Below are 12546 nucleotides of genomic sequence, written 5' to 3'. Positions count from 1 at the left end.
CGCCCGGAACGGACCGGGACGCCGAGGGGGCACCATGACTCAGGACGACAGGACTCCGGACGACAGAACTCCGGACGACAGCGGCGGCGACGCCGCGACGCCGGAGTACAGCCGCGAGGACTACGCGATCCACGCGACCCGGAGCGAGCTGCCGCTCTTCGGCGAGGCCGTCGCCGACCGCCGGGACGACTCCGACTGGCTCTCCGCGCTCTCGGGAGTGCTCGGCGGGACGGAGAAGGACACCGCCGCGACCGCGGCCCGGGCGGCCCTCGAGCGCCGCACGGGCGAGTCCAGCGGCTCCTGAGCTCAGGCCGGGGCTGCGGTCCTACTTGCGGGCGGGGACGCGCAGCGGCAGCGGGGCTCCGAGCCGGCCGCCGCTGAGGCGCTGCAGGACCTCGGAGCCGAACGGCACAGCGCGGACGAGCCGGCGGACGTCGACGGCCTCCTCCTCGGAGTAGCCGGCCAGCACGTAGACGCCGATCACGACGATCGCGGCGATGGTCGCGACGCGCACCGGGATCTGGTCGACCGCTCCGCCCGCGCCGTCGACCGGCTCCGCGAGCGTGACGCACATCAGGAAGATCGTGGCGTAGACCGCCAGGTGCCGATGCGTGCTCCGCCACGGCCGTGAGAGCGCGGCGATCGGCAGGATCCAGAGCGCGTACCAGGGGTGGATCGCGGTCGACGCCGTGACGAACGCCAGCAGCGCGCCGGTGAGCCGGGCGAGCGGGTCGATCGCGCGCTTCGTGAGCATCAGCGCGGTGGCGATCGCGCCGGCGCCGGCCAGGGCGAGCACCTTCACGACGGCGATCGCCGCCGCCGGGTCGTGGCCGGTGAGCTGCACCGCGGTCGAGACCGCGACCGTGACGGCCGACATCGGCGCGTACCAGTGCAGGATCGAGCCGGGCACGACCATCGCGCCGATCCAGCCCACTCCGACACCCGCGGCGAGGCCGATGGCGACGACGACGGCGAGGGCGCCCGCGCCGGTCCAGGCCCAGGTGCGGATCCGCCGGCGCAGCGACTCGTCGTGGCGCAGCCAGAGCAGGGCGAGCACCGGCAGGGCGATGACGGCGACGGGCTTGACCGCGATCGCCGCGCCCATCAGCAGCACCGCCGCCACCCGGCGGTCGGTGTGCCCGTAGTAGAGCGACGCGAGGATCAGGGCGACCATCACCGAGTCGTTGTGCCCGGCGACGACGAAGAGGACGAGCGTCAGCGGGTTGGCCACGAGCGTCCAGGCGGTCAGCGGCACCGACAGGCCGCGCAGGCGCGCGAGCCGCAGGGCGTAGACCGCGCTGACCGCGACGCCGGCGACCGAGAGCGCGCGCAGCAGGGCGATCGAGAACTCGGGGGAGGACCAGCCGGCGACGTGCACGGCGGTCTGCTCGGCCAGCAGGTAGAGCGGCCCGTAGGGCGTGGGCGTGTTGGCCCAGAGCGGATCGACGCCGAGCGCGTACCAGCCGGGGAGGGTGGCCGTGCCGCTCGTGTACGGGTCGACCCCCGCCACCATCAGCCGGCCCTGCGCGACGTAGGAGAACATGTCGCGGCTGAACAGCGGCACGGCGAGCAGCAGCGGAGCGGCCCAGGCGAGCGCCGCGACCAGGATCGCGCGCACAGAGCCCGGCCGGTCGTCGAGGGCGACGGCGCGCAGCCGCAGCCAGGCGACCAGCAGCAGCATCCCGCCGGCGACGACGGCCACGACGCTGAGCTCGGTGGCGCCGGTGGAGGCGCGCAGGGCGGCGATCAGCGGCCAGGAGCGGATCGGGGAGTCGAGCGGCAGGAAGCCGACGCCGAGCGAGCCCGCGAGGATCGCGAGCGAGCCGACCAGCCCGACGACCAGCGGTGCCGCGGTGGAGAACAGGGGCAGCCGCGTGCGCTCGAAGGGTCTGCGGACACCGTCCGTTCGGACACCGTCCGGTCGTCGCGTCGTCCCCCGTGTCACCATCCCGAACACGGTAGGGGACCCGGATCGGAAAGCGGTGGACAGGCGGTGAACGGTTGACCAGCGGACGCTCAGGCGTTACCGGTCGCTCGGGCGTTACCGCTGGCTCAGGCGCTACCGGTCGCGGGGGCCGCCTCGGCGAAGCGGAGCTGGTTGCCGAACGGATCGATGAGGTCGAGCGCGAAGCCGAACGGCGTCCGCGTGATCCGCGGATTGAGGTACGGGTACTCCTTGGCGTCGAGCTCGGCGTGCAGCTCGCGCACCCCGCGCAGCGCCACCTGCACCGCCGCTCCGGGGCTCCCGTCGCCGTGGTGCTCGCTCAGGTGCAGCCGGAGGCCGGACCGCGAGACCTGCAGGTAGAGCGGGGCGTCGCGGCTCGCGCGGTGCTCCCAGTCGACGGTGAAGCCGAGGTAGTCGACGTAGAACTCGCCCGCCTTGGCGACGGAGAAGATCCTCAGGATCGGCACCGCGGGCTCCAGCCGCACCGCTTCGAGGCGCGGAACGTCGCCTCCGGTCGTCTGGTCCCTGGCGCGTCGTCTCGTCTCCACGCCACGAGGCTAGCCGCCCGCGACCGGCCGTCGCGTCGCGGACGCCCGGGTGCTCAGTCGACCAGGTCGAGGGCGCGCAGCCGCGCCAGGGTGTCGACGCCGGCCGGCGGGCAGCGGTCCGCCTCCGCGGTGCCGATCCAGTGCAGCTCGTCGATCTCGCCGCTCGCGCGCGGCTCGCCGACGAGTTCGGCGGCGAAGACGGTCATGTGCACCTCGCGCCCCTCCGGCTCGCCGTGCGCCTGGGTGCGGACGGTGAACAGCTCGCGCAGGGAGACGGGGGAGGTGCCGAGCTCCTCCTCCGCCTCGCGCGCGGCGGCCTCGGCTCCGGTCTCGCCGGGATCGACCTTGCCGCCGGGGAGGTAGACGACGTCGCGGCCGCGGGCCGTCACCATCAGGACCCGGCGCTCGCGGAGGACGGCGACGGCGGAGACGACGATCGGCGGGAGGCTGCTCATCCCGCCATCATGCACGGCGCCCTCCTCCTGTCCGCGGTCGGCGCTCCGGCCCGCGGCTACCATGGACGCACACCAGAAGGACGCGCGCAGCCGGCGCGCGCCAGGGCCCCGTGCGCCCGAACAGCTAGGAGCTCCCCGTGGCAGAACCCACCACCCTCGACAAGGTCGTCACCCTCGCCCAGCACCGGGGGTTCGTCTTCCCCTCGGGCGAGATCTACGGGGGCACCCGCTCCGCCTGGGACTACGGGCCCCTCGGCGTCGAGCTCAAGGAGAACATCAAGCGCCAGTGGTGGAAGGCCTTCGTGCAGGGCCGCGGCGACGTGGTCGGCCTCGACTCCGCCGTGATCCTGCCGACCGCGATCTGGAACGCCTCCGGGCACGTCGGCGTCTTCTCCGACCCGCTGACCGAGTCGCTGATCACGCACAAGCGCTATCGCGCCGACCACCTCTTCGAGAAGTACGAGGAGGTCAACGGGCACGCCCCCGAGAACGGCCTCGCCGACATCCCGGACCCGGAGCACCCCGACAAGGTCGGCCAGTGGACCGAGATCAAGCAGTTCTCCGGGCTGATGAAGACCTACCTCGGCGTCGTCGACGACGAGTCGGGCCTGCACTACCTCCGCCCCGAGACCGCGCAGGGCATCTTCACCAACTTCGCCAACGTGCTGCAGAGCGCGCGGAAGAAGCCGCCGTTCGGCATCGGCCAGATCGGCAAGGCGTTCCGCAACGAGATCACGCCGGGCAACTTCATCTTCCGCACCCGCGAGTTCGAGCAGATGGAGCTCGAGTTCTTCGTCGAGCCCGGCACGGACGAGGAGTGGCAGGAGACCTGGATGCAGCTCGCCTGGGACTGGTTCGTCGACCTCGGGATCTCGCCGGAGAACATCCGCCAGTTCGAGCACCCCAAGGACAAGCTCTCCCACTACTCCAAGCGCACCGTCGACATCGAGTACCGCTTCAGCTTCGCCTCGGGCGAGTGGGGCGAGCTGATGGGAGTCGCGAACCGCACCGACTTCGACCTCAAGACGCACATGGAGCACTCGGGCAAGGACCTCTCCTTCTTCGACCAGACCAAGAACGAGCGCTTCGTGCCGTTCGTGATCGAGCCGTCCTTCGGCCTGACGCGTGCGCTGATGGCGTTCCTCGTCGACGCCTACGAGGAGCAGGAGCTGCCGCCGAACGCCAAGGGCAAGGTCGAGACGCGCACGGTGCTGCACCTCGACCCGCGCCTCGCGCCGGTGAAGGTCGCGGTGCTGCCGCTCTCGCGCAACGAGGCGCTCTCGCCGCTCGCCCGCGAGGTCGCCGACCGACTCCGCCAGCTCTGGAACGTCGACTTCGACGACTCCGGCGCGATCGGCCGCCGCTACCGCCGCCAGGACGAGATCGGCACGCCGTTCTGCGTGACGGTCGACTTCGACTCGCTCGAGGACGACGCGGTGACCGTGCGCGACCGCGACACGATGAAGCAGGAGCGCATAGCGATCGCGGACCTCGAGGCGCACCTCTTCACGGGCCTGCGCGGCGCCTGACCTTCCGCGCGAGATGCCACTTGTGCACGCTTTTCACGGCGTGTCGCGTGCACAAGTGGCATCTCGCGGAGGGGGTCAGCGCTCGCGGGACAGCAGGGCGTAGACGAGGGTCGAGGTCCACTCGCCCTTGCAGTACTCGTCGTCGAGGTGGTGCGCCTCCAGCCGCAGTCCGAGGCGCTCGCAGAGCCGGGCGGACGCGGTGTTCCGCGCGTCCAGCTGCGCGACGACCCGGTGGGCGCCGAGGCGGTCGAACGACAGGTCGATCAGGGCGCGGGCGGCCTCCGTCGCGAAGCCCTCCCCCTGCGCCTCCGGGTGCAGGACCCAGCCGATCTCGACTCCGCCCTGCTCGGCCGAGGTCGCGATCAGCGTGAGGTCGCCGACGACCCGGCCGGCGAGCGGCCCCGAGCGCGGCACGATCGCGAGGACGACGACGTCGCCGTCGGCCGTGAGCCGGTCCGACGGCAGCCGGACGGCGAGGTGCTCCCGCGACTCCTCGGGCGTCCGGACCGGCCAGCGCAGGTAGCGGACCGCCTCCGGGTCACCCTGGTAGCGGGCGTGATCCTCGGCGTCGTCGAGCGAGAGTGGCCGCAGCAGCAGGCGCTCCGTCTCGATCGGCTCCGCCTCGAAGGGGAGCCGGAGCGCCGTCACGCCGAGGCGGCGGAGTCGTCCGCGCCGCGGGCCGCCGCGCGCTCCGCCGGCACCTCGATGCCGAACAGCGCCTCGAGACCGGTGAGGTACGCCTCCTGCTCGCCGGCGCGGGCGTAGTCGCGCGCGCGGACGCTCGGGGTGTGCAGCAGCACGCCGGCCAGGTGGCGGAGCGCCTGCTCGGTGCGGCCGTCCTCGTCGCCGCGGGAGCGGGCGCGCTCGATCTCGGCGTCGAGCGCGTCGAAGACGTGGGTGCGGAGGGCGACCACGGCGGGGGTGAGGCTCTTCTCGTCGGCGACGTCGGAGAACTTGCGGACGGCCTTGTCGACCAGGGCGCGCGCCTGGGTCGACGCGTCGAGCACGTCGAGCGGGGCGTGCAGGCTGATCGTCTCGAGATCGAGCAGCTCGACGCCGGTCACGGTGGTGACGTCGGCGGCGACGTTGCGGGGGAGCCCCAGGTCGATGACGAGCTGGCGCTCGCGGGAGAAGCCGCGCAGCCGGCCCTCCGCGAGGATCGCTGCGTCGAGGACGGGCTCCTGTGTCGTGGTGCAGGTGATCACGACGTCGGCGGACACGGCCTCGGTCGCGAGCTCGGCGCCGTCGATCGGGCGCAGCGCGCGGCGGGCCGCGAAGCCCTCGGCCCGGCCGGAGGGGGAGTGCACGGCGATCTCGAGCACGCCGCGATCGCGCAGGGCCGCGACGGTCGCGCGGGCGTAGCTGCCGGTGCCGATCAGCAGCACGCGGGCGGCGCGCCAGTCGGTGATGCGGCTGGAGGCGAGGTCGAGGGCGAGGCGCACGATCGAGCGGCCGGCGCTGCCGAGACCGGTGCGGTTCTTGATCCCGCGCGAGGTCTGCGAGGCGCGCTGGAAGAGGCGCTCGAGCTCGGAGGAGGTGGTGCCGAGGCGGCGCGCCTCCTCGAGCGAGCGGCGGACCTGGCCGGCGATCTCGCCCTCGCCGACGACGACGGACTCGAGCCCGCTGGAGACCGCGAAGAGGTGCTCGGCGACGCGATCGCCCGCGACGACGGAGACGGAGCTGCGCAGCTCCTCCTGCTCGACGCCGGTCGCGGCGCTCACCGCGGCGGTGGCGGCCTCGACGGCTACGGCCTGCGCGGCGGTCAGCGGCTCGTCGATGTCGAGGTAGGCCTCGAAGCGGTTGCAGGTCGCGACGACCACCGCTCCGGAGACGAAGTCGATGCCGTCCGACAGGGCGGCCGCGACGGCGGAGGAGTCGACGGAGAGCTTCTCGAGGAGATCGAAGCTGGCGTTCTTGTGCGACGCCGTCAGACACAGAAGCACCAGGGCAGTCTAGCCGTGGCGTCCGGGGCTCGGCCCCGGTCCTCGCCAAGACTGCACGGATGCGCCTCCGACGCGGACACGTCGGGGTCAGCCCCGCCTGGAATAATGCCGCGGTGACCTCCCCCATCGCCGGCCTGCTCGATCCGCTGCACCCGCTCGCCTCCGGGCGCACCGCCGACTCCGCGCTCCTCCGGGCCTACCGGTCGGACCGCCCCGAGTCGACGCCCGTCTGGTTCATGCGCCAGGCCGGCCGCAGCCTGCCGGAGTACCGGGCGCTGCGCACGGACACCCAGATGCTCGACGCCTGCCTCGACCCGGCGCTCGCGAGCGAGATCACCCTGCAGCCGATCCGCCGGCACGGCGTGGATGCGGCGATCTTCTTCAGCGACATCGTCATCCCGCTGCGCCTGGCCGGCGTCGCGGTCGACATCGTGCCCGGACGCGGTCCGGTGCTCGAGAAGGCGGTGCGCACCGCCGCGGACGTCGACGAGCTGGTCGCCCTCGATCCGGCCGCGCTCGACGAGACGCTCGAGCCGATCCGCGAGGGCGTGCGCCGCACGGTCGAGGGCCTGCAGGAGATCGGAGCGGGCGACACCCCGCTGATCGGCTTCGCCGGCGCCCCGTTCACCCTCGCCGCCTACCTGGTCGAGGGCGGGCCGTCGAAGGACCACATCCGCGCGCGCACGCTGATGCACGCCGACCCGGCCGCCTGGGCGCGCCTGATGGAGTGGACCGCCGAGGTCACCGGCCGCTTCCTGCGCGCGCAGGTGCAGGCCGGGGCGAGCGCGGCGCAGCTGTTCGACTCCTGGGCCGGCGCCCTCTCGCTCGCCGACTACTCGGCGCACGTCGCCCCCGCCTCCTCGCGCGCGCTGACCCACGTGCGCGACCTCGCCTACGACCACGGCGAGACCCGCCGCAACGTGCCGATCGTGCACTTCGGCGTCGGCACCGGCGAGCTGCTCGGCGCGATGCACGGCATCGGCGCGGACGTGGTCGGCGTCGACTACCGGATCCCGCTCGACGAGGCGAACCACCGCCTCGGCGGCTTCGTCCCGGTGCAGGGCAACGTGGACCCGGCGCTGCTCTCGGCCCCGTGGGAGGTGCTGGCCGCCCACGTCGACGACGTGCTCCGCCGCGGCACCAGCGCGCCCGCGCACGTGCTCAACCTCGGCCACGGCGTGCCGCCCGAGACCGATCCCGACGTGCTGACGCGCCTGGTCGCGCACGTGCACGCCTGGCGGCCATGACCGAGGGGAACAGCACCCAGGGGCACGGCAGCGAGGCCGGTGCCGACTACGACGTCGCGGTCGTCGGCGGGGGAGTGGCGGGCCTCGCGGCCGCCGCCGAGTGCCTGCGGATCGGGCTGCGCGTGGTCGTGCTCGAGGCGGGCGACGCGGTCGGCGGCTCCGTCGCTCCGCTCGAGATCGCCGGAGTCGCGCTCGACGCCGGTGCCGAGAGCTTCGCCACCCGCGGCGGCCACGTCGAGAGGGCGCTCGCCGCGCTCACCCTCGACGGCCGGCCGCTCGCCGAGTCGATCGTCGAGCCGACCACCGGCGGCTCCTGGCTGCACCTCGCAGGCGGGCGCTCGGTTCCCTCGCCGCGCGCGGGGATCCTCGGCATCCCCGGCAGCCCGCTCGCGCCCGACGTCGTCCGCGCCATCGGCCGCCGCGGCGCCGCGCGCGCCTGGCTCGACGCCGTGATGCCGGTGCTGCGGATCGGTCGCGCCCACTCCCTCGCCGAGCTGGTCCGGACCCGGATGGGGCAGCGGGTGCTCGACGACCTCGTCGCGCCGGTCGTCTCCGGGGTCTACTCCAGCCGACCGGAGGACATCGACGTGGACGCGGCGGCGCCCGGGCTGAACGGCGCGATCACCCGGGCCGGCTCCCTGGCCGGCGCGGTCGCCGCCCTTCGCGCGAACCTGCCGGCCGGCGTCGCCGTCCGCGGGATCGAGGGCGGGATGCACCGCCTGGTGGCGGCGCTCGTCGAGCGGATCGACTATTTGTCCGGCGAGATCCGGGTGCGGACCGCCGTGACGCGGGTCGAGGGCGACGGCGAGCCGTTCCTGCTCACCCTCGGCGACGGCGCCGTGCTCACCGCGCGCGCCGTCATCGTCTCGACGCCCGAGCGCGACGCGCGGGAGCTGCTCGCCGGGCTCGTGCCCGCGGTGCGCGAGGAGGCGGCCGAGGTGCTGCACGACTCCGTCGAGCTGGTCACCCTCGTCGTCGACGACCCGCGCCTGGACGCCGCGCCGCGCGGCTCCGGCGTGCTCGTCGCTCCCACCGCGCGCGACGTGACCGCGAAGGCGCTCACCCACGCGACCGCGAAGTGGGGCTGGCTCGCCGCCGGTCTGCCCGCGGGCCGGCACGTCCTGCGCCTCTCCTACGGGCGCCCGGGCGAGCACCCGCCGCTCGAGGGCGTGAGCGACGAGGAGGCGGCCGCGACCGCCCTGCGCGATGCGTCGATCCTGCTCGGGATCGAGCTCGACCCGGCGAGCCTCGTCGACTCCGCCCGCGTGCGCTGGGCGAACGTCCGCCCGGCCGCGGCGCTGGGCCGGCGTGCGCACCTGGAGGCCTTCCGCGAGGCGCTCGCCCCGATCGACGGGATCGCCGTCACCGGCACCTGGCTCGCCGGGACGGGGCTCGCCTCCGTGCTGCCGCACGCCGCCGAGACGGCCGCTCTTATCCGGCGACGACTGGTGCGTCAAGGCGTCGGCATACCGCGCGAAGAATATGACGGCGACGGCTACTCTGGGACGCAGGCATCCGCATGAGTGCGGCGTGCCCCGACACGAGTGGTCATCGACCGCGTGAACGAGCCGCGAGAGCGGCCCAGGACGAGGAGTAGGCGTGAAGGGCAAGATTCTTTTCGTGGCAGGAGCCGCAGCCGGCTACGTGCTGGGAGCGCGCGCCGGCCGCAAGCGGTACGAGCAGATCGCCTCGGCGGCGAACAGGTTCTGGCAGACGCAGCCGGTGCAGGACGTCGCGGGCGCCGTCGGCGGAGCGGCGAAGACGCAGCTCAGCACGGTCTCGGACAAGGCGTACGAGCTGGTCCGGAACGTCGTGGTGAAGGCGGTGTCCGGTGGCAAGAAGGCGCAGGGCGCCTCCGAGGCCGAGGCGACCGCCGCCGCCCGCTCGGCCGCGTCGAAGGTCGACGAGGCCGCCGCTGCCGCCGGCTCCGGAGGATCGACCGCGTCGTCCTCCACCAGCAAGGCGTAGACCTCATCCCTCCGGGCCGTCCGTTCGGCCGAGGCCCGGCACGACCCCCCTCCGAGGAGCCCCCGTGGTGAACGAACGCAATCCGAAGAACGCCCGGTCGCTGGGCGAGCTGGTCAGCGACCTCCCCGGTCTCGTGATCGAGCTCGTGAAGGCCGAGATCGCGTCCCTCAAGAACGAGCTGTCCGGCAAGGCGAAGAGCGCCGGCCTCGCGGTCGCGCTCTTCGCGGTCGCCGCCTTCTTCCTCCTCACCGCGTGGGCGACCCTCGTCACCTTCGCGATCATCGGCATCGCCTCCTGGCTCCCCGCCTGGCTGTCGGCGCTGATCGTGACCGTGTTCTTCCTGCTCGTGGCGGTCGTGCTGATCCTGGTCGGCGTCAAGTCGATCAAGAAGGCCGTCCCGCCCGTTCCGCAGGACTCGATCGACAGCATCAAGAAGGACGTCCAGGCGTTCAAGGGAGTCGGCAGCTATGACAACTGATCGTGCTGTGTCCAGCACCACGCCCCGCTTCGTCGACCCGGCGGAGCTCCAGCCGAGCCAGCTGAAGGCCGACATCGAGCGGGCGCGCACCGAGCTCGCGGCGACGCTCGACGCCATCGAGTACAAGGTCAACGTGCCGCGCAAGGTCCGGAACGTGCAGCGGAGCCTCGAGCGCCGCGTCGCCGTCGTGCGCAAGCACCACCCGGAGGCGCTGATCGCCGGAGCCGCCGGCGCGGCCGCCGCCGTCGGGCTCGTCGTCTGGGGCATCGTCCGCGCCGTCGTCGAGGACTGACCCGGCGCCCGGGGCCGCGGATCGCTAGCGTCCTCGGCCCCCGGGCGCCAGAGCCCCTCCCGCTTTTGTGCATCCACGCGAGCGGAGGGATGATGGATCAATGACCGATCAGACCGCCGGAACGGCGGGTCCCGTTCAGTCCGCCCCCGACACGAGCGCAACTCCGGCGCCGCAGCCCCCCGCCGATCAGGATCACTCCGATCAGGCCCTGGGATACACGCTCTGGGCGGTTCTCCGCAGGGATCCCTCACGTCCGTTCACCCTCTCCGACGACGAGGCCGCCCAGGCCGCCGGCCGCTACGAGGACGCCGTCGCCCGGCTCGCCGGCGAGGGCGTGACCGTCCGCGGCACCTACGACGTCTCCGCCCTGCGCGCCGACGCCGACATCATGCTGTGGCTGACCGGCCCCGCCCCCGAGGAGCTGCAGCGCGCCTACCGCGAGCTGCGCCGCACCGAGCTGCTCGCCGCGCTGCTGCCCACCTGGAACGCGATGGGCGTGCACCGCGACGCCGAGTTCAGCGCGAACCACCTCCCCGCCTACATGCGCGGCAAGGCGCCGGCCCGCTGGCTGACGGTCTACCCGTTCGTCCGCTCCTACGAGTGGTACATCCTCCCCGAGGAGGAGCGCCGCAGCATGCTCGCGCAGCACGGCCGCCAGGGCTCGCGCTTCCGCAGCGTGCTCACCAACACCGTCGCGTCGTTCTCGCTCGGTGACTACGAGTGGATCCTCGCGCTCGAGGACGAGGAGCTCGTCAACCTGGTCGACCTCATGCGCGACCTGCGAGCCACCGAGGCCCGCCGTCACGTGCGCGAGGAAGTCCCCTTCTACACCGGCCGGCGCATCGAGGCCGACCAGATCGCCGAGGTCCTCCGATGAGCTCCACCGTCCCCGCTCCCGAGGCGCGCGACTTCGCCGCGTCCGTTCCCGAGGTGCCCGAGGGCGTCCTCGTCCGCGGCGCGACTCCCGCCGCCGCCTCCGGCCCCGAGCACGTCAGCGAGCCGGTCGCCTACGACGCGATCCTGCTCGCCGGCTTCGGCGGCCCCGAGGGGCAGGACGACGTCATCCCGTTCCTGCGCAACGTCACGCGCGGTCGCGGGATCCCGGAGGAGCGCCTCGAGGAGGTCGCCCACCACTACCGCCACTTCGGCGGCGTCAGCCCGATCAACGCGCAGAACCGCGCGCTGAAGGCGGCGCTGGAGGCCGAGCTCGCGACGCGCGGCATCGACCTCCCCGTGCTCTGGGGCAACCGCAACTGGGCGCCCTACATGAGCGAGGCGGTGACGGAGGCGAAGGAGCGCGGCTTCTCGAACCTGATCGCCATCGCGACCAGCGCCTACTCGTCGTTCTCCTCCTGTCGCCAGTACCGCGAGGACTTCGCGGCGGCGCTCGACGCGACCGGCCTCGAGGGCGAGCTGCGGATCGACAAGGTCCGCCAGTTCTTCGACCACCCCGGCTTCGTCATGCCGTTCGTCAAGGCCGTGCACGACGGGCTCGACGAGCTGCGCTCGCGCCTGCCCGGGCTCGACGCGACGACCGAGGTCGAGGTGCTCTTCGCGACGCACTCGATCCCGTCCACCGACGCCGCGCGCAGCGGACCGCACGAGCGGCGCGAGGACGGCACCGTCGTCGACGTGCACCACTTCGGTGACGGCGGAGCCTACGAGGCGCAGCACCTCGCGGTCGCGGAGGTCGTGATGGCGGCCGCCGGCGCGGAGGACGTGCCGTGGCAGCTCGTCTACCAGTCCCGCTCCGGCCCGCCCACCCAGCCGTGGCTCGAGCCGGACATCAACGACGCGATCGCAGAGCTGCCCGCGAAGGGCCGCAAGGCGCTCGTGATCGTGCCGCTCGGCTTCGTCTCCGACCACATGGAGGTCATGTGGGACCTCGACAACGAGGCGCTCGAGACCTCCGAGGAGCACGGCCTCGTCGCCGTCCGCGTCGCGACGCCGGGCACCGACCCGGTCTACGTGTCCGGGCTCGTCGACCTCGTGATGGAGCGGGTCAACGGCACGCCGGTCGAGGACCGGCCGTCGATGACGGCGCTCGGTCCCTGGTACGACGTCTGCCGTCCCGGCTGCTGCGAGAACGTGCGCGCGGGCTTCAAGCCGGCGCTCGCGGGGATCGCGCCGTGACGGGAAGC

At 73.3% G+C, this 12546-nt stretch carries 14 protein-coding genes; 9 read left to right on the top strand and 5 right to left on the bottom strand.

The features are described from left to right. Nucleotides 1–34: 34 nt before the first annotated feature. Complete coding sequence (locus tag GSU72_RS16310) at nucleotides 35–304, top strand: hypothetical protein (protein WP_159985973.1); 270 nt, start codon at nucleotides 35–37, stop codon at nucleotides 302–304. Nucleotides 305–325: 21 nt separating this feature from the next. Here GSU72_RS16310 and mptB read toward each other — a convergent pair whose 3' ends face one another. The 3 genes from mptB to GSU72_RS16295 form a co-directional block, all read right to left on the bottom strand. After that, entirely contained in the window at nucleotides 326–1948 is a 1623-nt protein-coding gene (gene mptB, locus GSU72_RS16305; RefSeq protein WP_159985972.1) for a polyprenol phosphomannose-dependent alpha 1,6 mannosyltransferase MptB, read from the bottom strand. 104 nt (nucleotides 1949–2052) lie between these two features. Then, nucleotides 2053–2493 carry a glyoxalase superfamily protein gene (locus tag GSU72_RS16300; RefSeq protein WP_208545084.1) on the bottom strand — a complete coding sequence of 147 codons (441 nt, stop codon included), beginning with the start codon at nucleotides 2491–2493 and terminating at the stop codon, nucleotides 2053–2055. 53 nt (nucleotides 2494–2546) lie between these two features. Then, nucleotides 2547–2948: an NUDIX domain-containing protein gene (locus GSU72_RS16295; protein ID WP_159985971.1), complete on the bottom strand. Its 402-nt coding sequence runs from the start codon at nucleotides 2946–2948 to the stop codon at nucleotides 2547–2549. Nucleotides 2949–3085: 137 nt separating this feature from the next. On the opposite strand from GSU72_RS16295, the gene GSU72_RS16290 reads away from it, so the two are divergent. Then, nucleotides 3086–4477: a glycine--tRNA ligase gene (locus GSU72_RS16290; protein ID WP_159985970.1), complete on the top strand. Its 1392-nt coding sequence runs from the start codon at nucleotides 3086–3088 to the stop codon at nucleotides 4475–4477. 75 nt (nucleotides 4478–4552) lie between these two features. On the opposite strand, the gene GSU72_RS16285 is transcribed toward GSU72_RS16290, so the two are convergent. Both GSU72_RS16285 and GSU72_RS16280 read right to left on the bottom strand, forming a co-directional pair. Continuing rightward, nucleotides 4553–5125 carry a GNAT family protein gene (locus tag GSU72_RS16285; protein ID WP_244255859.1) on the bottom strand — a complete coding sequence of 191 codons (573 nt, stop codon included), beginning with the start codon at nucleotides 5123–5125 and terminating at the stop codon, nucleotides 4553–4555. After that, on the bottom strand, nucleotides 5122–6420 hold the full coding sequence (locus GSU72_RS16280; protein WP_159985969.1) for a glutamyl-tRNA reductase: 1299 nt from the start codon (nucleotides 6418–6420) through the stop codon (nucleotides 5122–5124). Before GSU72_RS16280 ends, GSU72_RS16285 begins: the two co-directional genes overlap by 4 nt. 113 nt (nucleotides 6421–6533) lie before the next feature. Here GSU72_RS16280 and hemE point away from each other — a divergent pair, with 113 nt between their 5' ends. The 7 genes from hemE (at nucleotide 6534) to GSU72_RS16245 (ending at nucleotide 12538) form a co-directional block, all read left to right on the top strand. Beyond that, nucleotides 6534–7667 (top strand): uroporphyrinogen decarboxylase, encoded by a 1134-nt coding sequence (hemE, locus tag GSU72_RS16275; RefSeq protein ID WP_244255858.1) that lies wholly within the window; start codon nucleotides 6534–6536, stop codon nucleotides 7665–7667. Then, complete coding sequence (locus GSU72_RS16270) at nucleotides 7664–9190, top strand: FAD-dependent oxidoreductase (protein WP_159985967.1); 1527 nt, start codon at nucleotides 7664–7666, stop codon at nucleotides 9188–9190. The genes hemE and GSU72_RS16270 overlap by 4 nt, the downstream gene beginning before the upstream one ends. Before the next feature lie 97 nt (nucleotides 9191–9287). Next, a complete protein-coding gene (locus GSU72_RS16265; protein ID WP_208545083.1) occupies nucleotides 9288–9635 on the top strand; it encodes a hypothetical protein in 348 nt (115 codons plus the stop codon). 64 nt (nucleotides 9636–9699) lie between these two features. Beyond that, a complete protein-coding gene (locus GSU72_RS16260) occupies nucleotides 9700–10113 on the top strand; it encodes a phage holin family protein (protein WP_159985966.1) in 414 nt (137 codons plus the stop codon). A gap of 7 nt (nucleotides 10114–10120) precedes the next feature. Beyond that, nucleotides 10121–10405 (top strand): DUF3618 domain-containing protein, encoded by a 285-nt coding sequence (locus GSU72_RS16255; RefSeq protein ID WP_244255857.1) that lies wholly within the window; start codon nucleotides 10121–10123, stop codon nucleotides 10403–10405. A gap of 100 nt (nucleotides 10406–10505) precedes the next feature. Continuing rightward, nucleotides 10506–11282, top strand: coding sequence for a hydrogen peroxide-dependent heme synthase (gene hemQ, locus GSU72_RS16250; protein ID WP_159985964.1), 777 nt, complete (start codon nucleotides 10506–10508; stop codon nucleotides 11280–11282). Continuing rightward, nucleotides 11279–12538: a ferrochelatase gene (locus GSU72_RS16245; protein ID WP_159985963.1), complete on the top strand. Its 1260-nt coding sequence runs from the start codon at nucleotides 11279–11281 to the stop codon at nucleotides 12536–12538. Before hemQ ends, GSU72_RS16245 begins: the two co-directional genes overlap by 4 nt. Nucleotides 12539–12546 lie beyond the last annotated feature (8 nt).

This window comes from Rathayibacter sp. VKM Ac-2760 (assembly GCF_009834185.1).
In the GTDB taxonomy this organism is placed as follows: domain Bacteria; phylum Actinomycetota; class Actinomycetes; order Actinomycetales; family Microbacteriaceae; genus Rathayibacter.
The sequence above is the reverse complement of the archived record's forward strand: the minus strand, read 5'-3'. Positions and strand labels throughout refer to the sequence as shown.

Excerpts from the sequence above, each read along its gene's own strand:
- mptB (WP_159985972.1), bottom strand. The coding sequence starts at position 1,948 with ATGGTGACACGGGGGACGACGCGACGACCGGACGGTGTCCGAACGGAC.
- GSU72_RS16270 (WP_159985967.1), top strand. The coding sequence starts at position 7,664 with ATGACCGAGGGGAACAGCACCCAGGGGCACGGCAGCGAGGCCGGTGCC.
- GSU72_RS16310 (WP_159985973.1), top strand. The coding sequence starts at position 35 with ATGACTCAGGACGACAGGACTCCGGACGACAGAACTCCGGACGACAGC.
- GSU72_RS16295 (WP_159985971.1), bottom strand. The coding sequence starts at position 2,948 with ATGAGCAGCCTCCCGCCGATCGTCGTCTCCGCCGTCGCCGTCCTCCGC.
- GSU72_RS16245 (WP_159985963.1), top strand. The coding sequence starts at position 11,279 with ATGAGCTCCACCGTCCCCGCTCCCGAGGCGCGCGACTTCGCCGCGTCC.
- hemQ (WP_159985964.1), top strand. The coding sequence starts at position 10,506 with ATGACCGATCAGACCGCCGGAACGGCGGGTCCCGTTCAGTCCGCCCCC.